17 protein-coding genes, 1 tRNA gene and 1 pseudogene are annotated in these 19,743 nt (G+C 64.3%); 1 reads left to right on the top strand and 18 read right to left on the bottom strand.

Translation table 11 applies throughout. The annotated features are described in order from the left end of the window. Positions 1-46: 46 nt before the first annotated feature. The 3 genes from L0D18_RS00590 to L0D18_RS00580 form a co-directional block, all read right to left on the bottom strand. On the bottom strand, positions 47-997 hold the full coding sequence (locus L0D18_RS00590; RefSeq protein WP_243026727.1) for a TAXI family TRAP transporter solute-binding subunit: 951 nt from the start codon (positions 995-997) through the stop codon (positions 47-49). A 61-nt stretch (positions 998-1,058) separates the two neighbouring features. After that, complete coding sequence (locus L0D18_RS00585) at positions 1,059-1,847, bottom strand: amino acid ABC transporter permease (RefSeq protein ID WP_243026726.1); 789 nt, start codon at positions 1,845-1,847, stop codon at positions 1,059-1,061. Between the two features lie 55 nt (positions 1,848-1,902). Further along, the gene (locus tag L0D18_RS00580; protein ID WP_279232090.1) at positions 1,903-2,625 is read right to left on the bottom strand and encodes an ABC transporter substrate-binding protein; all 723 of its coding nucleotides are present in this window, start codon (positions 2,623-2,625) and stop codon (positions 1,903-1,905) included. Between the two features lie 133 nt (positions 2,626-2,758). Here L0D18_RS00580 and L0D18_RS11995 point away from each other — a divergent pair. Continuing rightward, positions 2,759-2,968 (top strand): annotated as a pseudogene (locus L0D18_RS11995) (c-type cytochrome); the annotation flags it as partial. 56 nt (positions 2,969-3,024) lie between these two features. Here the strand turns inward: L0D18_RS11995 and glgP are convergent. The 15 genes from glgP to ychF all read right to left on the bottom strand — a co-directional run bounded on the left by glgP (position 3,025) and on the right by ychF (position 19,705). Then, positions 3,025-5,484: an alpha-glucan family phosphorylase gene (glgP, locus tag L0D18_RS00575; RefSeq protein ID WP_243026724.1), complete on the bottom strand. Its 2,460-nt coding sequence runs from the start codon at positions 5,482-5,484 to the stop codon at positions 3,025-3,027. Positions 5,485-5,574: 90 nt separating this feature from the next. After that, positions 5,575-7,047, bottom strand: coding sequence for a TrkH family potassium uptake protein (locus tag L0D18_RS00570; RefSeq protein WP_243026723.1), 1,473 nt, complete (start codon positions 7,045-7,047; stop codon positions 5,575-5,577). Further along, a complete protein-coding gene (trkA, locus tag L0D18_RS00565; protein WP_243026722.1) occupies positions 7,019-8,356 on the bottom strand; it encodes a Trk system potassium transporter TrkA in 1,338 nt (445 codons plus the stop codon). Before trkA ends, L0D18_RS00570 begins: the two co-directional genes overlap by 29 nt. A gap of 12 nt (positions 8,357-8,368) precedes the next feature. Beyond that, positions 8,369-9,673, bottom strand: coding sequence for a 30S ribosomal protein S12 methylthiotransferase RimO (gene rimO, locus L0D18_RS00560; RefSeq protein ID WP_243026721.1), 1,305 nt, complete (start codon positions 9,671-9,673; stop codon positions 8,369-8,371). A 93-nt stretch (positions 9,674-9,766) separates the two neighbouring features. Beyond that, the gene (locus tag L0D18_RS00555) at positions 9,767-10,645 is read right to left on the bottom strand and encodes a RodZ domain-containing protein (protein WP_243026720.1); all 879 of its coding nucleotides are present in this window, start codon (positions 10,643-10,645) and stop codon (positions 9,767-9,769) included. 4 nt (positions 10,646-10,649) lie between these two features. Then, the gene (locus tag L0D18_RS00550) at positions 10,650-11,495 is read right to left on the bottom strand and encodes a pseudouridine-5'-phosphate glycosidase (RefSeq protein ID WP_243026719.1); all 846 of its coding nucleotides are present in this window, start codon (positions 11,493-11,495) and stop codon (positions 10,650-10,652) included. A 19-nt stretch (positions 11,496-11,514) separates the two neighbouring features. Further along, complete coding sequence (locus L0D18_RS00545) at positions 11,515-12,276, bottom strand: DUF4388 domain-containing protein (protein WP_243026718.1); 762 nt, start codon at positions 12,274-12,276, stop codon at positions 11,515-11,517. Continuing rightward, positions 12,252-13,040: a fructosamine kinase family protein gene (locus L0D18_RS00540; RefSeq protein WP_243026717.1), complete on the bottom strand. Its 789-nt coding sequence runs from the start codon at positions 13,038-13,040 to the stop codon at positions 12,252-12,254. The genes L0D18_RS00545 and L0D18_RS00540 overlap by 25 nt, the downstream gene beginning before the upstream one ends. Beyond that, on the bottom strand, positions 13,003-13,506 hold the full coding sequence (locus L0D18_RS00535) for a low molecular weight protein-tyrosine-phosphatase (protein ID WP_243026716.1): 504 nt from the start codon (positions 13,504-13,506) through the stop codon (positions 13,003-13,005). Before L0D18_RS00535 ends, L0D18_RS00540 begins: the two co-directional genes overlap by 38 nt. Positions 13,507-13,519: 13 nt before the next feature. Beyond that, positions 13,520-15,067: a sensor histidine kinase gene (locus L0D18_RS00530; protein WP_243026715.1), complete on the bottom strand. Its 1,548-nt coding sequence runs from the start codon at positions 15,065-15,067 to the stop codon at positions 13,520-13,522. Next, on the bottom strand, positions 15,060-15,815 hold the full coding sequence (locus L0D18_RS00525) for an RNA methyltransferase (RefSeq protein WP_243027026.1): 756 nt from the start codon (positions 15,813-15,815) through the stop codon (positions 15,060-15,062). The genes L0D18_RS00530 and L0D18_RS00525 overlap by 8 nt, the downstream gene beginning before the upstream one ends. Before the next feature lie 22 nt (positions 15,816-15,837). Then, a complete protein-coding gene (locus L0D18_RS00520) occupies positions 15,838-18,006 on the bottom strand; it encodes a transglycosylase domain-containing protein (protein ID WP_243026714.1) in 2,169 nt (722 codons plus the stop codon). Between the two features lie 10 nt (positions 18,007-18,016). Next, positions 18,017-18,391 carry a response regulator gene (locus L0D18_RS00515; protein ID WP_243026713.1) on the bottom strand — a complete coding sequence of 125 codons (375 nt, stop codon included), beginning with the start codon at positions 18,389-18,391 and terminating at the stop codon, positions 18,017-18,019. Positions 18,392-18,432: 41 nt separating this feature from the next. After that, positions 18,433-18,506 (bottom strand) — tRNA-Gln (locus L0D18_RS00510). A gap of 74 nt (positions 18,507-18,580) precedes the next feature. Then, a complete protein-coding gene (gene ychF / locus L0D18_RS00505) occupies positions 18,581-19,705 on the bottom strand; it encodes a redox-regulated ATPase YchF (RefSeq protein WP_243026712.1) in 1,125 nt (374 codons plus the stop codon). Positions 19,706-19,743: the final 38 nt, after the last annotated feature.

Genomic DNA, 19,743 nt, shown 5'->3' with positions numbered 1-19,743 from the left:
AGGCAAAAGGGGCCCCAGGCGGGGCCCCCAGGGTCTAGCCAAGCGCCTACTTGAGGACCCCAATCTCCTTGTAGAAGCGCTCCGCCCCCGGATGCAAGGGAATGGGAAGACCTTTCGCCGCCTTCTGGAGGCTGAAGAAACGCTCCAGATTGGGATGGATCTTCTTAAAGGCCTCCGGGTTGCCGAAGACCGCCTTCATGAACCTGTATACGGTATCGGGGGAAAGCTTCTCCGAGGCGATGAGCATAGCCTGCACCGCCACCGTGGGCGTGGTCACGTCCACCCCCTTGTAGGTCCCCCCGGGAATGTTGAAGCCCACGTAGAAGGGGTACTTCTTGGCGATGGCCTGCACCTTGGCCAGGTCCACCGCCACCAGGGTGATGGGCGTGGTCAAGGCCAGCTGCTGGATGGCGCTAGCCCCCAGGCCCACGGTGTAGAAAAGGGCATCCGCCCGCTTGTCCTGCATGAGCTGGATGCCCTGGGTGGCGCTCACCCGGATGGCCTGGCCCAGGTCCTCAAAGCGGAGGCCGTAGGCCTCGAGGATCTGCCGGGCGTTCTGCTCAGTGCCCGAGCCCACGTCGCCCACCACCACCCGCTTGCCCTTGAGGTCGGCCACGGTGCGGATGCCCGCATCCGCCCGGGCCACGATATGCACCACCTCGGGGTAAAGGGCTGCCAAGGCCCGGATGCCCTTCACCGGCTTGCCGTCAAAGGCCGTGATGCAACACCCTTGGTAGGCATAGTAGGCGATGTCGTTCTGGGCCAAGGCCATCTCAAACTCCCCGGCGGCGATGGCGTTGATGTTGGCCACGCTTCCGCCAGTGGAACGGGCATTGGCCCGGATGCCCACACCCGCATCGTTCACCAGCTTGGCCATACCCGTGGCCACGGGGAAGTAGACCCCCGTGGTGGAACCCGAGCCAATGGTGATAAACTCCTGGGCTAGGCCCAGACCTAGAAAGGCAAGCCCTGCCAACAACAGGTTCCGTGTCCGCATAAACCCACACCTCCTTAACGCCCAAGGCAGTATACCCATACCTTCCCCCGGGCCGCAAGCCCTAACGCGTGGCCACCTGGAGGCGTTTCTCCAGGAGGTTGGTAAAAAAGGTGAGGATGGTGGTGAGGAGCAGATAGATGGCGGCCACCGCCAAGTACACCTCCACGGGCCGGAAGGTGGCGGAGATGATGCGCTGCCCGGAAAGGGCTAGCTCGGTGAGGGCGATCACGCTGGCCAGGGAAGAGTCCTTGAGAAGGGCCACCACGTTGTTCACCAAAGGGGGCACCACGATGCGCAAGGCCTGGGGCAGGATCACAAAGCGCATGGTGTCCGCTGGGGTAAGCCCCAAGGACCAGGCAGCCTCCCACTGCCCCTTGGGGATGGCCTGGATCCCCGCCCGCACCACCTCGGCGTTGTAGGCCCCCACGTTGAAGGAAAGGGCAATGAAAGCCGCCCAGTAAGGGGTGAGAACCTGCTGGGCCGCGGGCCAGAGGGGCTGAAGCAAAAGGGGCAAGGCATTGTAGGCGAAGAGGATCTGCACCAAAAGGGGTGTGCCGCGGGTGACCCAGATGTAGAAGCTGGCGGGAAGCTGCACCCAAAGGCGGCGAGAGAGGCGGAACATCCCGGCAAACACACCGATGACCAGCCCCGCCAAGCTGGAGATCAAAGTGAGCTTTAGGGTGATCTCCGCCCCCAGGGCCATGGCCGCGCCCGCGGAGGCGGCCCGCTCGGGACCAAACCCCATGAGGAGGAAATAACGCTCCAATGCCACGCCCAAAAGGGCAAACAAGCCGAAATACCCCCCGATGAGGAGGGCAAGGAGCAGGGGAATCCGCAACCAAAGGGGCATGGTTAAGGCAGGAAAAGGGCCCAGGGCATCCTACTACCCCGGGCCCACACGAGGCCTACTTGCAGCGCACGTCCTCCCCAAACCACTGCTTGCTGATCTGGGCGTAGGTGCCGTCCTTCATCAGGTCGGCAAGGGCTTGGTTAAGGGCCTGAAGCAGGCTCTTGTTGCCCTTGGCCACCGCCATGGCCACCCTTTCCTGGAAGACCAGCTCCCCCACCTGGAGGGTATTTTCCAGCTTGCGCTCCTTGATGGCCTCCTTGGCCACAAAGCGGTCGGTGATCCAGGCATCCAGGCGGCCAGCCAACAGGTCCTGCAGGGCATCGGGGTCCTTCTGATAGGTGCGCACCTGCTTGATGCCGGGGATTTTCTGAGCTGCTTCCATATAGGTGGTGCCAATCTGCACCCCCACCACCTTGCCCTGGAGGTCCTTGGCCGTCTTTGGCCCACCCCTCTTGCTCACGATAACCCCGCCCGTGCAGTAGTGGGGATTGGTGAAGTCCACGGCCTTGGCCCGCTCCTCGGTGATGCCGTGGGAGGCAATGACGAAGTCAAACCGCCCTTGGTTCAGCTGAATGAGAAGGCTATCAAAGGCCTGGGTAATCCAAACGGGCTTTAGCCCCAACCTCTTGGCAAGGGCGTTCCCCAGGTCAATCTCAAAACCGGTGAGCTGGTTTTTCTGGTCAAAGTAGTTGAAAGGAGGAAACTCTCCTTCCGTACCGATACGGATCTCCCCCGAACGCTTAATCTGGTCCAGGGTGCGCACCTGGGCCAAGCCCATGGCTAGACCCAGTACCCCAAGCACCAAAAGCCACCTTTTCACACCCCACCTCCTTTGTAACACGGGCTGATTATACCGGCTAGGCCTCGAGGGTCAAGAAAAGAGACAAGCACCTTGCCGGGTATGCGCCTCCTGCCATGGTCAAGACGGCCGGGCCATCAACTTCCTCACCCCGGAGAACCCCGAATACGTGGGGACCTTAGCCAAGGCAAATCCCCAGGAGACCCTCCACAAGATCCTCAACGGCCAGCCTGGCAACTTTGTCATGCCTGGGTTCTCCTTCCTCCTCCGGTCCCAACTTCAAGACCTCCTTGCCTACCTGCAAACCCTCCCCGAGAAGTAAAAGGGGCCACGGCCAAGGGGCCTCGAGGCAACCGAGGCCCCTTTTCCCATGCGCCGTTAAGCCCAGCGCACCCACTCCACCCGATGGGTGATGGGATGCTTAAGGGCCAACCTCACCCCATAGGCATAACTTCCTGGGCGCGAGGGCCGGTAAGAAACCGCGTACCTTCCTCCCTCCCCTTGGGTCATGGGAATCAGCTCCAGCCCACCCCCTGAACGGCGCACCACCAGCTGGACCTCCAAAAAAGGCCTTAGGGCCTCGGGAATCTCCCCCTCCACATAGGCCCGCACCTGCACGGGCTCGCCGTTTAGGGTTAGGTCCCCCGGGGCCTCGGCCCTGAGGCCCAGGGTATAGAAGGCGGGAAATGCCCGATGAAAGGCTTGAAGCACCCTCTCATGGCCCCGTGCACTCTCCGCCCAGACCTGGCCCTGGCGGTATAGCCTCAGGTACTCCCCCACCATGCGGGCGGCGCTGAAGCGAGGGCCCACGGTGCGCAGGCTCTCGTGGACCATGGAAAGCCAACCGGAAGAGTAGCCCTCAGGACCCTTAGCGTAGAAAAGGGGGAGGACCTCGCCCTCCAGCACGTCATACAGGGCCTGGGCGTCCGCCATGTCCTGGGCCTCCTCGTTCTCGTAAACCCGATCATCGCCGATGGCAAAGCCGTTCTTGCCGTTATAGGCCTCGGCCCACCAGCCGTCTAGAACGCTCAGGTTCAAGACCCCGTTCAGGGCGGCCTTCATTCCACTGGTTCCGGAAGCTTCCATAGGCCGGCGGGGGGTGTTGAGCCAGACGTCCGAGCCGTGCACCAAGACCCGGGCCAGGTACATGTCGTAGTCCTCCAGGACCACCATGCGGTCCTCGAGGCCATACTCCTTGATCTTGGCCACCAGCTCCTGAAGGTAAGCCTTACCGGGCTCGTCCTTGGGGTGGGCCTTCCCCGCAAAGACAAACTGTACGGGATAAGGGCCTTGAAGAAGCTTTAGAAGCCTCTCCGGGTCCTTGAAAAGGAGAACCGCCCGCTTGTAAGTGGCAAACCGCCGGGCAAAACCCACGGTAAGCGCCTCCGGATCCAAAACCCGTTCCGCCTGGCGTAGACGGCTTGGGCTTTCCCCATTTCTACGCCGTTGCTCGTAAAGGCGCAGGCGCACCTCGCGCACCAAATCCGCCCGGAGGTCCCGGTGAATGCGCCAAAATTCCTCCCCCAACCCCTCCACCTTCCAGGTGGCTGGGTCCTCGGGCCGCCTTAGCCAATCCGGGCCGAAGACCTCCGCGTAGTGGCGGCGAAGCCTGGGATGCAGGAAGGTCCAGGTGTGAACCCCATTGGTGATATGGCCAATGGGCACCTCCTCCCGCAAAAGCCCCGGCCATAGATGGTGGAACATCTCCCGGGAAACCTCCCCGTGGAGACGAGAAACCCCTCCCGCCTGGGCGCTGGTCCGAAGGGCCAGATTGGACATGGAAAAGACCTTGCCCCAGGGCTTCTCCTCCAAACCCAAGGCCACAAACCCCTCCCAGTCCGTGCCCATTCTTTCCCAAAAGCCATGCAGGTAACGGCCCACAAGATCCAAGGGGAAGGTATCATGGCCCGCAGGCACGGGGGTGTGGGTGGTGAAAAGGGCTCCCGCTTTGGCCAGCTCTAGGGCCACAGGAAAGGGATGCCCCTCGGCCACCAGTTCCCGTATCCGCTCCAGCCCCAAAAAGGCGGAGTGCCCCTCGTTCATGTGGAAGACCTGGGGGTTAAGCCCCAAGGCCCTGAGAAGCCTCACTCCCCCAATGCCCAAAACCATTTCCTGCTGGATGCGCGTCTCCAGGCCTGGGGCATAAAGCCTGGCGGTGATGGCCCGGTCTTCGGGAGTATTTTCGGGCAGATTTGCGGTGAGAAGGTAGACAGGTACCGCCCCCACCTGCACCCGATAGGCCCCGAGCCATACGGTGCGGCCCGGAAACTCCAGCCCCACCCTCACGGGGTGGCCCTCCTGATCCTGCACAGGCAAAAGGGGAAGCTCCTCTGGGTGAAGGGTTTCGTAAACCTCCACCTGGACCCCCTCCGGGGACAGGCGCTGGTGGAAGTAGCCCTCGTGGTAGAAAATCCCTACTCCCACCAAGTTCAAGCCCAGGTCGCTGGCCGCCTTGATGTGGTCCCCCGCCAGGACCCCAAGCCCCCCGGAGTAGATGGGCAAGGAGCTATGAAACCCATACTCTGCCGAGAAGTAGGCCACTAGCGGCCCTTCCTTCCTCTCCCGATCCTTTAGATAGCTGTCCAAGGCCGCCACCACCGCCTGGACCCGGGCTGGGTAACTGGTGGCGGTGAGGACCTCCAAACGGGGCGGGTCCACTTCCAGAAGAAGCTTGACCGGGTTCCCACGGAAGCGCTTCCAAAGCTGGGGGTTTATCTCCTGAAAGAGTTCGGCTGCCTCTGGGTTCCAACTCCACCAAAGGTTATAGGCCAGCTTCCTTAAACCCTTAAGGGCCTCGGGAAGCTCGGGCATAGCGGTAAGGTGTCCCAGTACCTTCACAAAGGGGATTATACCCGCTCCTCCTCGAGGCTCCAACGCCCCCCTTAGGGAAGCATAACGGCCTTATTCCAGGCAGCAGGCCTTCCCCGCTTAGCGCAAGCGCCGCCATAGTTCCGGGCTAAAGAGGAGCACCACCGGCAGGATCTCAATCCGGCCCACCCACATCTGCAGGATCAGAATCAGCTTGGAAAGGGGGTGAAGCTCAGCATAGGAACCCATAGGCCCCACCGAACCTAGCCCTGGGCCGATGTTACCGATGGCCTGGGCACTGGCGGTAAAAGCCTTCACAAAATCCCCTTCCAAAAGCGCCAGGGTCAGGGTACCGAAACCAAAGAGAAGGGTGTAAAGGAAAATGAACACGGAAACCTGCCACAAGGCCTCCTCGGGAACCACCCGGTGGCCCAGGCGCAGGGGAAGGACCGCCCTGGGGTGAAGGGTGCGGGTGATTTCTCGCCGGAGAAGGCCGAAGAGGAGAAGCCAGCGCACCACCTTGATGCCTCCCGCCCCCGAGCCGGCACTTCCCCCCACAAACATCAGGATCACCAGGATGGCCTGGGCCGGTACCACCCACTGGGCAAAGTCCACGCTGGCGAAGCCGGTGGTGGTGATGATGGAGATCACCTGAAAAAAGGCGTGGCGGAGGCTGGCCTCGAGGCCATACATGTGGTGGGTATACAGGTAAAGGGATAGGAGCGAGCCCGCCAGGAGCACCAGCAACACATAGGCCTGGAACTCCGCATCCTTGAGGAGGGGCTTGATCTCCCGCCCGAAGAAAAGGCGGTACTGCAGCAGGAAGTTCACCCCCGCCAAAAACATGAAGAAGCTACCCAGCCACTGGGCAAGGAGGGGGTAGGTGGCGAAGCTTTGCGGGTTGGGGCTGAACCCCCCCGCTGGGGTGGTGGTGAGGGCGTTGGCCAAGGCCTCAAAGACGGGTATGCCCGCCCACCAGTAGGCCAAAAAGGCCAAAGCGGTAAGGGTCAGGTACACCCGCAAGACCGCCTGGGCGGTGTGGCGAAGCCTGGGGGTGAGCCTCTCCTTCTCCACCCCCGTGCTCTCGGCGAAGAAGGCCTGGCGACCCGCCACTTGAAGCTGGGGAAAGACGCCCAGGAAGAGCACCACGATGCCGATGCCCCCCATCCACTGGGTAAAGCTCCGCCAAAGAAAGAGGCTTTGGCCAAACTGCCCAAAATCCGCAAGCACCGTGGCCCCGGTGGTGGTGAAGCCGGAAAAAGCCTCAAAAAGAGCATCCAGGTAGCCCAGCCCCCCAGAGATCCAGTAGGGTATGGCCCCCAGGGCGGGCACCATCAGCCACAGCAGGGCCACGGCGGCAAAGACCTCGGCCCGGGGCGGTTGGGCCTGGGGATGCCCCACCCCCTGCAGGGCCTTGCCCAACCCTATCCCCAGCACCGCCCCCAGGAGAAACCCCTTGGCGTCCTCCTTCCAGCCCAGGGCCAAGAGGGCAAAGGCCAGCATGAGAAGGCCGAGACCCTGATACGTCAAGCCCAGGAGGTACAGGCTGGAGCGAAACCCTTGCCTAGCCGACGATGCGGGCCACGGCTTCATCCGCCACCTCCCGGGCCACCACCAAAAAGAGTCGGTCGTTGGGAAGGGCCTCGAGGTCCTCGCGGTAGAGCATCACCCGATGGTCGCGCTCCAGGGCCACCGGGGCCACCTGGGACGTGGCCAAAGCCTTCAGGTACCTAGGCCTAAAGCTTTCCGGAAGCTCCACCTCTAAGAGCTCAATGTTCTCGTCCATGGTGGACACATGCTCCACGTTTTCCGGCCCCAGGTAGTCCAATACCGCCCGCACCGCCGCCTGGCGGGGGGTGAGGGGGAGGTCTATACCCACCTGTTCAAAGAGCCTGCGGGTCTCCGAGCGGGAAACCCGGGTGATCACCTTGCCTACCCCAAGCTGCTTGGCCAGCAAGGAAGCCAGGAGGTTCTTCTCGTCGTTGTCGGTCACCGCCACCACCGCATCGGCTTCCTGCAACCCCTCCGCCTCCAAGAGCTCCAGATCGGTACCGTCCCCCTGGATAATGAGGGCGCCGGGAAGCTCCTGGGAAAGCCATTCGCACCGCTCGCGGTTGGGCTCGATGATCACCACCTCCAGGCGCCGCCTTAAAAGCTCCTGGGCCACCATGAAGCCCACGTTGCCCCCACCGATGACCATCACCCTCCGCACCCCCCGCCCCGTGGCGAAACAGGCCTCCAGCTCGGGGAAAGCCCGTAAGGTGGTGACGAAGAGGATTTTGTCCCCAGGCTCCAGGATGACCTCGGGGTACTCGGGGTGGGCAAAGCTCCAAAAGGCCCCCTCCCGCACCACCCCCACCACCAAGACCCCCTCGGGCCAGGGAAGCTCAGCGAGAAGCCGGTGGGCGTAGGGGCCACCCTCCTTCACCCGGTACTCCACAAAGCGGAGCCGTCCCTCCGCCAGCACCTCGGTGTCCACAGCCCCGGGGACCAGGATCACCTCCACGATCTCCCGGGCCATGGCCCTTTGCGGCCAGAGGACCTTGTCGATGCGGGTACCCAGGATCTCGGCGGTACGGGGGTCGGTGAGCACCTCCACATACCCTCCCTTGCCCACAAAGCAGAGGGTCTCCTTGGCCCCCAGGCCCTTGGCCAGAAGGGAGGCCAGGAGGTTCACCTCGTCGGAATCCGTGCTGGCGATGAAGAGGTCCGCCCGGTCCACCCCCGCCTCCCTAAGGGCGTCCGGGTCCGTGGCCCCGCCCACCACCACCTTTACGTCCAGATGGGCAAAGCGCTCCTTGGCCTGAGGGTTGCGGTCCAGAACCACCACCTCATGAGCCTTTTCCAGGGTGCGGGCCAGCTCCCCGCCTACCTCCCCGCCCCCGGCGATGACGATGTACATACCGCCCCTATCCTAAACCTGGATCCCGTAAAGGTCGTAGGTCTCGGCCCGGGTGATCCGAACCTGGATCCTCTCCCCCACCCGGGCCGTGCCGTCCGTTTCCGCGTAGACCAACCCGTCAATACCCGGGGAGTCCCGGTAGCTCCGGCCCACGGCCAAGCCCGGCTCCGGAAGCTCGTCCACCAGGACCTCGAGGGTCTGGCCCACGAAGCCTTGGTTCTTCCTCAGGCTGATCCGGGCCTGGAGCTCCAAAAGGCGCGCCTTCCTTTCCTCCTTCACCTCCTCGGGCACAGGGTTGGGCAAGGTGTTGGCCTCGGCGCCCTCCACCGGGGAGTAGGTGAAGACCCCCACCCGGTCCAGCTCCGCCGCCTCCAGGAAGTCCAGAAGCTTTTGGAAGTCCTCCTCCGTCTCCCCGGGAAAGCCCACGATGAAGGTGGACCGGATGGCCAGCTCCGGCACCACCTCCCGCCAGGCCCTCAAGGTCTGAAGATGGCTCTCGTACCCCCCGGGGCGGCGCATGAGGCGAAGTATCCTTTCGGAAGCGTGCTGCAGGGGAACATCCAGATAGGGGAGCACCTTGCCCTCGGCCATAAGCGGAAGGAGGTTCCGGACATGGGGGTAGGGGTAGACGTAGTGCAGGCGGATCCAGGCCCCGAGCTCCGACATCTGGGTCAAGAGGTCTTTAAGTTCGGCCTTCACCAGGCGATCGCCCCAGAAGCCTTCCCGGTGGCCGATGTCCACCCCATAGGCGGAGAGGTCCTGAGCGATGAGGAGGAGCTCCCGGGTTCCGGTGGCCACCAACCGGGCGGCCTCCGCCAACACCTCCCCGGCGTCGCGGGAGCGCAACGACCCCCTGAGTTTGGGGATAATGCAGAAGCTACAGCGGTGGTCGCACCCCTCGGAAAGCTTCAGGTAGGCGTAATGCCGGGGCGTGAGCTTCACCTGGGGCGGGACCAGGTCCAAGAGGGGGTTGCGGGACGCCGGCAACACCTCCTGCACCACCTCCAAAACCCGCTCCACCTCCCCCGGACCGGTGATTTCCAGCACCTGGGGGTGCCTCTTTCGGATCACCTCAGGCCGGGCCCCCAGGCACCCCGTCACCACCACCTTGCCGTTTTCCCGCAAGGCCTCCCCAATGGCCTCGAGGCTCTCCTCTATGGCTGGGGTGATGAAGCCACAGGTGTTCACCACCACCAGCTCCGCCTCCTCGTAGGTGGCGCTGGTTTCGTAACCCAAGGCTTTCAGCCGGGAAAGGATCTGTTCCGAGTCCACCAGGGCCTTGGGGCAGCCCAGGCTCACAAAGCCGATCTTCGCCATAGACCTCCAGGAGCCCGCCCAGCCCGAAGGGGTCTCTTCGGGGCTCCAACGCACCAGTATAGCCCCCTTCCAGCCTCCCTGCGAGCAGGGGCATCAAGGGGCTTCAAAGCGACGGGTGAGGGGCTTTCCCGGCTCCCCCAAAGGGCCCAGGTCCTTGCCGTCCAGAAAAACCCGCACCGCCCCAGGGTTCCCCGAGCGCACCTCCACCGGCAGGTCAAAGCTGAGCTCCGCCCCCACCTCGGGAATGCCCTCGTAAAGCCGCTGATCTCCCTGGGTGACCCTAAGCCAGCTCCGGCCCTCCAGGCGAAGGACCAGCCTCCCGGAAGGTGCCGGAGAAGGCGAGGGAGCCGGGACAGCCTGAGGCTCCTGGGGCTTGGGGGAAAGGCGGTAGCGTAGGGCGCGGTCACGGTCCAGTACCACCTCCTCCTGAAAGGGCTCATACCCGGGCATTTCCAGCCGGATCACCCGCCGGCCTCCTTCCAGGGGGGGGCTCTTCAAGGGAGTCTGCCCTAGGTAGAATCCATCCAGGTACACCCGGGCCCCTGGGGGTTCGCTGGCCACCTCGAGGCTAAAACGTTCCGGGGATTTTGGAGGCGGCTCGGGCGGCAGGCTTACCGTTTGTACCGGCGTGGGGCGCAGGACCAGGTAGGCCCCGTACCCTAAAACCCCCAAGAGGGCCAAGGCCAAGAGAAGAGGCCAGGGCCAAGGGCGCCGGGAAGCCGGCGGGGGTGGGGGCGGAGGGCCCGGGGTTACGGGATAGAGGGCCAGGAGGGGCTCGGGGTCCAGCCCCAAAAGGAGGGCATAACGCCGGAGGTAGCCCCGGGCCAAGGCGGGTTCGGGGAGGTCCTCAAAGCGGCACGCCTCGAGGGCCTCCAATACCTTAGCCTTCAAGGCCAGCCGCGCCGCCGCCTCCTTCAGGGAAAGCCCCTTTTCCTCCCGGGCCCGGCGAAGCCTTTCCCCCAGTTCGCACACAAGGCTATTCTAGCGCGGCTAGGGCCAAGGCCACCCTGGCCGCCAGGCGGGCGTTTTCCACGAGAAGCCTTTCGTTGATCCGGTCGGTTTCCCCATGGGAAAGCTCAGAGAGACGCCTCAGCAGGTAGGGGGTAAGGGCCTTACCGAAGATCCCTTCCCGGGCCGCCTGGTGGTTGGCCTCCTCCACCCAAAGGGCCACCTCCTCGTAGGGCAGGCCCTGGGAAACGGGGTTTACCAGGAGGACCGCCCCCAGGCCCAGCTCCCGGGACTTGCGGAGGATCCGGGCGGCCTCGAGGGGGGTTTCCACCCGGGAGGGCACGGGGAAGGGGGAGTCCGGAGAAAAAAAGGCCGGTAGCCGGTCCGTGCGGTAACCCACCACGGAAACCCCCAGGGTTTCCAGGCGCTCCAGGGTGGCCCTCAGGTCCAGGATGGCCTTGGGCCCCGAAGAGACCACCAGGATGGGAGTACGGGCAAGGGCCAGAAGATCGGCGCTTTCGTCAAAGGGCTCGGGATGCACCCCGCCGATCCCTCCGGTGGCAAAGACCTCTATCCCATGGCGGTGGGCCAGGTGGACCGTGGCCGCCACCGTGGTCCCGGCGCTCTTTCCCTGGACCAGAAGGGCAGGAAGGTTCCAGAGGCTGGCCTTCTCCGCGCCCCCCTGGGCCAAGGCCTCCATCTCCTCCCGGGAAAGGCCCACACGTACCTCGCCCCTTACGATGCCAATGGTTTTGGGCATGGCCCCTTCGGAGCGCACCGCCTCCTCCAGGGCTTTAGCGGTGTGGAGGTTCAAGGGGTAGGGTAACCCGTGGGTGAGGAGAGCCGACTCCAGAGCCACCACAGCTTCCGCCATGGGGGAAGGATACCACGCCTCAAACCTCCGGCCACACCAGGACCTCTTCCCCCACCTTGAACCCGTGGAAGAGGAGAAGCTCGGGCGCAAGCCGGATCTCCACCCCCAGCCCCCCCACGCCCTCCACGGATAGGAGAACCTCCTTATAGGCCTTTACCCGCACCTGCTGGAAGAGGCCGTAATGCTCCCGCCAAGCGGAAAGGAGCAAGGCGTCCACCTGCGCCCCTTGGCGTCCCAGGGCTACCCGAAGCCGGGCGGTGCGGGGCACCCGGGGGAACACCTCCACCAGGCGCAACCGGGCCAGGTGGCCCAGGCGCCTCAGGACCTCCCCCAGGGGAAGAGCCAGCCGGGAAGCCAGATCCAAGGGGCTTTGGCCGCTTTCCAGGGCCAAAAGCAGGGAAAGCTCCACGGGGTCCAGGGTACCCTGGACCGCCTGGGCCCGGGAACCAGGCTGCACTAGGTCAAAAGGGCCCACCTCCACCCGCTCATCCAAAAGGCGAATGGCCTGCAGGAGATGGACCTCGAGGGGCCCTTCCAAGGAGCTCAAGGGTGGGCGCACGGCACGCTGGAACTGAAACCGACCCTCCTTCAACGCCAGCACCTCCAACAAGGCCTCCCGCCCCACCCTTTCCCCAAACACCGCATGGACCGGCCGGCCCCGCTCCAGGTACACCTCTCCCCTTCCCCCCTGAGCCTCCACCACGAAAACCCCCGTCCTTCCCCCCTGGGCGAGGAGCTGCAACCAGTCAATGGGACCTAAGAGGCGGAAATCGCCTTCCATAAGGCACCGAGGTACCCCTTGCCAAAGAAGTGCACATGGGCCAGGAGGTAGTAGACCTGGTACCGGGGCAGGGCCCTTTCCACCTCTTCCGGTATGGGATAAAGGACCTGGTACGCCCTCCAGAAGTCCTGAGGAAAGCCTCCAAAAAGGCGCATCATGGCCAGGTCCACTCCCCGCTCCCCCACGAAGAAGGAGGGGTCCAGAAGGGCGGGCCCCCCCGGGGTGAAGTGGACGTTGCCGTGCCAAAGATCCCCGTGAAGGGGAGCAGGCCCCTCCGTGGGCAGGGGCTCCTGGAAGAGGGCTTTCACCCTCGGACCCAGGCCCTCCAGGCGATCCCAGGTGGCCTTCAGGAGAGGCTCTACGCACCGCAGGAAGAAGAACTCCGTCCACTCCTTTCCCTCCCCACCGGGCAAGGGAAAGGTGCCCAAGAATCCCGCTTCGGCCCAGTAGAAGGCTTCGCGCTGCCGGTGCAGCCCCGCCAGCATGCGGGCCAGTCCCTCCCAATCAGCAGGACCCTCCGGTAAATATTCCAGGACCAACCCCTCCTCCGCCGCGAAGAAGACCCGCGGCACCCGCACCCCCCGCTCGGCCAAAGCCTTAAGCCCCCGGGCCTCCGCGGGAAAGAGGCCGGGAGGAGGGTTGGGGGAAAGCTTCACCACATAGGCTTCCAAGCGATATACCCGGGAAATATCCCCGCCATACAGAGGCTGAGGCGGACCCTTGGCCTCAAGCCCCGCCCGACGCAGAAGTTCCCTGGGATCCATCCCTCTCCAACAAATGGTCAAGAAAGGCCCGGACGCCCGCCTCAATGGTCCAGTAGGCCTCGAGGCAGTCCTGCAGGTCCCCGTAGTAGGGGTCGGGCACCTCTCCCCCGCCCAGGTGGTCCAGGAGGAGGCGCACCTTCCCCCTGGCCTCGGGGAACCGCCTCAAGACCTCGGCCAGGTTCTCCCGGTCCATCACCAGGATGTGGTCGTAGCGCTGGGCATCCTCCCGGGTCATCTGCCGGGCCACATGGGGGAAGTAGGCCCCTTCCCGCTCCAGTACCCGGCGTGCACGGGGATCCATGGGCTCCCCCGCGTGCCAGGCTCCCGTCCCTGCGGAGTCCACCTCAAACCGGGCCTCGAGGCCCCGCTCCCGGATGAGCTTGCGGAAAGCCCCCTCCGCCATGGGGCTTCGGCAGATATTCCCCAGGCAGACAAAGAGCACCCGTATGCGGTCCATGCCTCCCATGATAAATGGGGCCTCAGTAGGGAACCTCCGCCACCACCTCCGTGCCCTTTCCCGGCTCCGAACGCACCAGGAAACGCCCGCCCCGCGCCTCCACCCTTTCGCGCATCTGGGTGAGGCCAAAACCACCAAGCCCTCGGCTCTCTGGGTTTTGGAAGCCTTTCCCGTTGTCCCGCACCACCAGCCTGGCCCCCCGCTCTCCCAAGGGAAGAAGTTCCACCTCCACCCGGTTGGGCTTGCCGTGCTTAGCGGCGTTGGTGAGGGCCTCTTGGAGAACCCGGAAAAGGACCAGCTCGCTCGCCTGGGAAAGCCCCACCCCCTCTGGCAAGGAAAGCTGCACGCGAAACCCCGCCTGCTCCGCAAAGGCCTGAGCGTAGCGGCGCACCGACTCCAGGAAGCCGTACCGCTCCAGGTCTATAGGTCTTAGGGCGAAGATGCTTCTCCGCACCTCCCGGATCTGGGCCCTGAGGGTTTCCTTCACCTCGTGCAAAGCCTTCAGGGCCGCTTCCTGGTCCTTAGGCAAAAGCCTCTCCGCCAAGTCCAGCTTTAAGGCCATGAAGGCCAGGCTTTGGGCAATACCATCGTGGATCTCCCGAGCGATGCGGGTGCGCTCCTCGTTGATGGCCAGTTCCTCAGCCCGCAGGTAAGCCTGGGCGTTGCGCACCGCCAAGGCCACCTGGGAGGCCAGGAAGGAAAGGAAAGGGATACGCCGGGAGAGGTCCTTGCCCTTCAACACCAAGACCCCCACCGTTTCCCGCGCCTTCAGGGGCAGGGCCAGGATGCCGTCGTCCACAAACACCGGGCCCTCGAGGCTTCCCCTCCAAACCCCATCCGGGAGGAAGGGATGGGGGGGCAGGGCTAGCCCCCGCACCACCCGGGGCACCAGGAAGCCTTCCTCATCCAGAAGGAGAACCCCACCCCCCTCCGCCTCAGCCCAAGCCTGGATGCGCCCCAAAAGGCCCTCCAGGAGCCGGTCCAGGTTGGCCTCGGCCTTAAGGGCCTGGTCCACCTCAAAGAGGGTGAGGCGGTCCCGGCTACGGGCCACCACCGATTGCAGGGCCCCCGCCACCTCATGGGCCAGCACCTCCAAAAACACCCTTTCCGGCTCCGGAGGGCAGGCCTCCAGGTATCCCCTTAAACCCGGAAGCTCCACCCGTACCCCACCGCATTCCTCTCCAGCATGGACCCCCTCGGCCTCGAGGGCCACGGGATACCCCAGCGTTTCCCCCAAAGCCTGGGCGATCCGGGAGACCGCTTCCTCCAGGTTCTCGCTCTCCAAAGCCTCCCGAAACACCCTCCCCGCCGCTAAAAGGCGGCGGTTTGCCTCCTCCAAGGCCCTTTCCGCCCGCACCTTCTCCAGGGTTTCCTGGGCAATCCACTCCAGCACCGCATAGGTGACCAAGGGGCCCACCAGGCCGTAGAAGCCTAGCCGTAACCACAAGAGGCTATCCACGTGCCGGTAGGGCAAAAGGGCCAGCTCAAAGGCCACCACCACCGCGGCGATCAGGGGCGGCAAAAGCCGCTGGGCCAAGCGCACCAATCGGTAGAGGCTGTGGCTAGCCATCCTTTTCCTTCGTACCCTCCTTTTTCCGGGAGGAGGCTACCGCATACCGGCTTTGGTGCAGAAGCCCCCTAAGAAGTTGCACCTCGCCTGGGGAAAGCCGGGCCTTGTGAAAGATGCGGCGCAAGCGCCGCATGGCGTAAGGGTGGCGGTGCTGGTCGGTGAAGCCGATTTCCAGCACATACCGCCCCAGGTCCGCAAAAAATCCCTCCAGGGCCGTCAGGTCCGCCAGCTCCTCCTTGAAGGCCAAAGCGCCCTCCTGCACCCAGGCCTGGTAAAGCTCGTAGGCGAAGACCACCACCGCTTGGGCCAGATTCAGGGAAGGTTGCTCGGGGGCGGTGGGGATGGTGCCGATGAGGTGAGCCAGGTCCAACTCCTCGTTGGTGAGGCCAAAGGTTTCCCGACCGAAGACCAAGGCCACCTCCCCCTCCACAGAGAGCACGTGAACGGGCACCTCCTTAGCCGTTACCACCGGGGCCGGGTACAGTTCCCGGGGCCTTCCCGTGGTGGCCACCACAAAACTCACCCCCTCGAGGGCCTCCCTAAGGCTTTCCACCGCCACCGCCCGGTCCAGCACCTCCTCGGCATGCACCGCCAGCCAGTAGGCCTCCCGGGCCCAAGGAGGGCCTACCCGGGGGCCTGGGTTCACCAAGTAGAGGCGAGAAAGGCCAAAGTTGCGCATGGCCCGGGCCACGGCCCCCACGTTCATGGGCTCCTGGGGTTCTACCAAGACGATGCGAACACGTTCCAGCACGGCTTCCTCCTCGAGATCCTCACTGCCCGGGTGGAAAGGCAGGAAAACCTTCCTGGCTAGAATCCGGGGGGTGGGAATCCGGGGGGTGGTCCGCAGGGCTCACCCCAGCCGGGACAGAAGGTGCTGGGGAAGCGCCCTGGGAACGTTCCTCCCCTTCCCGCAAGGAAGGCGTTAGGACCGGCACGGGCACCTTCCCCTCAGGAAACCAGGCCTTCACCCCCTGCGGGGAGGGCTGGCCCGAAAGTAGGTCCACCTCTACCTGCACCAGGCCCGCTGGTGGGGGGAAATCCCCTCCTGGACGTCCCCTCAAGGCCGCAGCCACAAACTCCCGCCAAATGGGGGGGTTGACCACGGAGCTGGAAGGCTCCCTCCCCCCCATGCGCAGGGGCTTGTTATCGTCGCGGCCCACCCAGACCACCGCAGAAAGCCCCCGGGTCACCCCAGCAAACCAGAGGTCGCGGGCCTCGTTGGTGGTCCCCGTCTTCCCCCCCACCACCCGGCCGGGGATACGGGCCCCCTTGGCCAGGCCCTTCTCTCCCAGGTCGTAAACGTATCCCTTCAAGAGGTCCCACCCTTGGTAGGCCACCTGGGGGTCAAAAAGGCGGCGCCGCTCCGGAAAGGCTTGGTAAAGCACCTGCCCCTGGGCGTCCTCCACCCGCTTCACGTAGATTGGGGTCACCCGATACCCTCCGTTGGCGAAGGCGGCGTAGGCCGCGGCCAGGTCCACCGGGGTGATGGAGGCGCCCCCGATGGCTATGGCCAGGGTGGGGTACTTGACGGCAAACCCCGCCTGGGAAAGCTTCCTGGCCACCTTCTCCACCCCAATGGCCTGGGCGGTATAGATGGCGGGCAGGTTGAGGGAGAGGTCCAGGGCATAGCGCACCGTAACCTCCCGGTTAAGGAAGGTACCGGAGAAGTTCTTGGGCCGCCATACCCCTCCCTTCTGGCTGGGGTCGGGAAACTCCAGGGGGCGGTCGGGAACCAAGCTGGCCTGGGTCCAACCCTCTTCAAAGGCGGTGGCGTAGACAAAGGGTTTCACCGCACTCCCTGGGTTGCGCAGGGCCCGGGTGGCCCGGTTGTACTCGTCCCCTTCCCGCCGCACTCCCCCTACCAGGGCCAGAACCTCCCCCGTTTCGGGGTCCAGTCCCACGATGGCCAGCTCCGCCCCCTCCGGCAACCTGGCCCCCTTGGCGGCAGCCTCCGCCGCCCGTTGCATGGCTGGGTCCAAGGTGGTGTACACCTTCAGCCCCCCCTCGCTGTAGACCTTTTCCTTCCCGAAACGGGCCTCGAGGAACCGGCGCACCTCCAGGACGAAATGCGGGGCCATGCGGTAGTCCAGTTGCCGCAGGATACGGGCCTCAGGATCCACAAGCCTCGCCTCCAAGAGGTTCCCTTCGCCGTCGTAGCGCACCTCCCAGCCCTTGGGAGCAAGGGGTTCCCACCAGGCGGCCTTGGCCACTTCCGGGCTTATCCAGCCCTCGGCCACCATCTGGTCCAAAAGCAGGCGCATCCTCTGCCGCACCCCTTTAAAGTCCTGATAGCGGGCGTTGGGAGCCGGGATCAAGGAGGCGAGGTAAAGCCCTTCCGCCAGGGTAAGGGCCGCGGGATCCTTACCAAAATACGCTTCCGCTGCCCCCTTGATGCCCACGGCATTGCCACCCCAGGGCACCACATTCAAGTACATCTCCAGGATCTCCTCCTTGGTGTAGCGCCTCTCCAGCTCCAAGGCCAAGGCCCATTCCTTGAACTTACGCTCCAGGGAGCGAGCCTGGGCCAACTCCTTGAGGAGGGTGTTCTTGATGACCTGCGTGGTAATGGTGCTTCCGCCTTGGAGATCGCCCCGGAGGATGGCATAAAGCGCCCCCAAAAGGCGGACCGGATCCACGCCGTAATGCTGGAAGTAGCGGCGGTCCTCCGAGAAAACGATGGCCGCCACCGCCGCCGGGGATACCTCAGCAAGCCGCACCAGACTGCGGCGAATGGCCCGCCCTTCCTCCACGCTGGCGATCTGGGCCAAGGGCGTACCATCCCGGGCATAGAGGGTGGAGGTGGCGGTCAGGCGAAGCCGGTCAAACTGGGAGAGATCTGGAAGATCCCGGGTGTAGGCATAGGCCAGATAGCCTAACGCTAGGACCGCCCCCACAAGAAGGCCAGACAAAGAGAAGATAAGGAAGCGGAACACCCGCACGGCCTCCAGTTTACACGGACTTAGCTGGACCTAAGCCCAAAAAGCGGAAGAGCCTATCCCGGTTAAGGGGCTTTTCTATGGCCGTTACCCGGACCACTTCAGCGGTGGTCCTGAGCTTCTCGCTGGGCTCTATGAGCACCGCCAAGGGAATCTCCTTAAGCCTACGCACGTGCCGGATGCGGGCAGCCACGGCGAAGGGATCCAGGTCCAGGTCCTGATCCAGAAGGATATACCTAGGGGTGTGCTCCACAAGCCAGAACATTCCCTCCCGGGCCAGGTCGAAGTGGCGTAGGGAAATGCCCTGTTCCGAAAGGACCAGGTCCACATAGGCCCGCAAGGCCTCGTTGCGGCTTAATAGAAGTAGGCCTGGGAAATCCACCGCCACCAGGCCAGTTTATCCTTAGGGTGCAAAAACGACGTGAAAAATGGCTGGGGCGCGTGGACTCGAACCACGACCGGCGGATCCAAAGTCCGCTGTCCTGCCATTAGACGACGCCCCAGCATTCAGGCGCTTGCCCCAAGGGGCAAAGCCACCCAGATTGTAGGGCAAAGGGCCTTTCCCGTCAAACCCCCCTCACACGTTAAAGAGGATGTAGAGGACATCCCCATCCTGCACCAAGTAATCCTTGCCCTCGAGGCGCACCCACCCCCTCTCCTTGGCCCTGGCCCATCCCCCAGCCTCCACCAGCTTGTCCCAGGAAACCACCTCGGCCCGGATGAAGCCCTTTTCCATGTCGGAGTGGATCTCCCCCGCCGCCTCGGGGGCCTTGGTCCCTCGGCGCACCGTCCAGGCCCGCACCTCCTTCTCCCCGGCGGTGAAGAAGGTGATGAGGCCAAGCGCCCTATACCCCGCCTGGGCCAGGCGTTGCAGGCCGCTTTCCCTCAAGCCATAGGCGGCGAGAAGCTCCTGCCCCTCCTCCGGAGAAAGCTCGGCCAGTTCCGCCTCCAGACGGGCCGAGACCACCACCACTTCCGCCCCCTCGGCCATGGCCTTTTCCCGGACCGCCCGGACATGGGGGTTACCCTCACCTTCGGGCAGGTCCTCTTCGCCCACATTGGCCACATAGATCACCGGCTTGGCGGTGAGAAGAGGGGTTTCCCTGAGCAGGCGGCGGAGCTCGGTATCCTCCCCCTCCTGCCCGTTTCCGAGGAAGGTGCGGGCGGGCTTCCCCTCCTGCAGGTGGGCGTAAAGGGCCTCCGCCACCTCGAGGGCGGGAGCCAGGTCCCGGTTGGCCCGGGCCTCCTTCCTCAGCCGTTCAAGGCGCCTTTCCCAGGTGGCGAGGTCAGCCAAAAGGAGCTCGGTTTCCACCACCTCGGCATCCCCCAGGGGATCCACCCGGCCCATCACGTGCACCACATCGGGATCGGGAAAGCACCGAAGCACGTGGGCGATGGCCGCCACCTCGCGGATGTGGGCCAGGAACTGGTTGCCAAGGCCTTCCCCCCTATGGGCACCCTTCACCAACCCGGCGATGTCCACAAACTCCACATGGGTGGGGATCACGGGAGGCATCCTCTCGCCCTTGGCAAACACCCTCTGCAAGGCGTAAAGCCTTGGGTCCTCCAAGGCCACCACCCCCACGTTCTTGTCAATGGTGGCGAAGGGGTAGTTGGCCGCCAAAGCCCTTGCCCGGGTGAGGGCGTTGAAGAGGGTGGATTTGCCCACGTTGGGTAGACCGACGATTCCCACAGCCAGCATCTTGACCTCAAAAAAAGCCCCACCAAGGGGCCTCTTTT

Origin of the sequence: Thermus albus, from assembly GCF_022760855.1 — a bacterium.
GTDB lineage: Bacteria > Deinococcota > Deinococci > Deinococcales > Thermaceae > Thermus > Thermus albus.
This window is presented reverse-complemented; position numbering and strand designations above follow the sequence as displayed.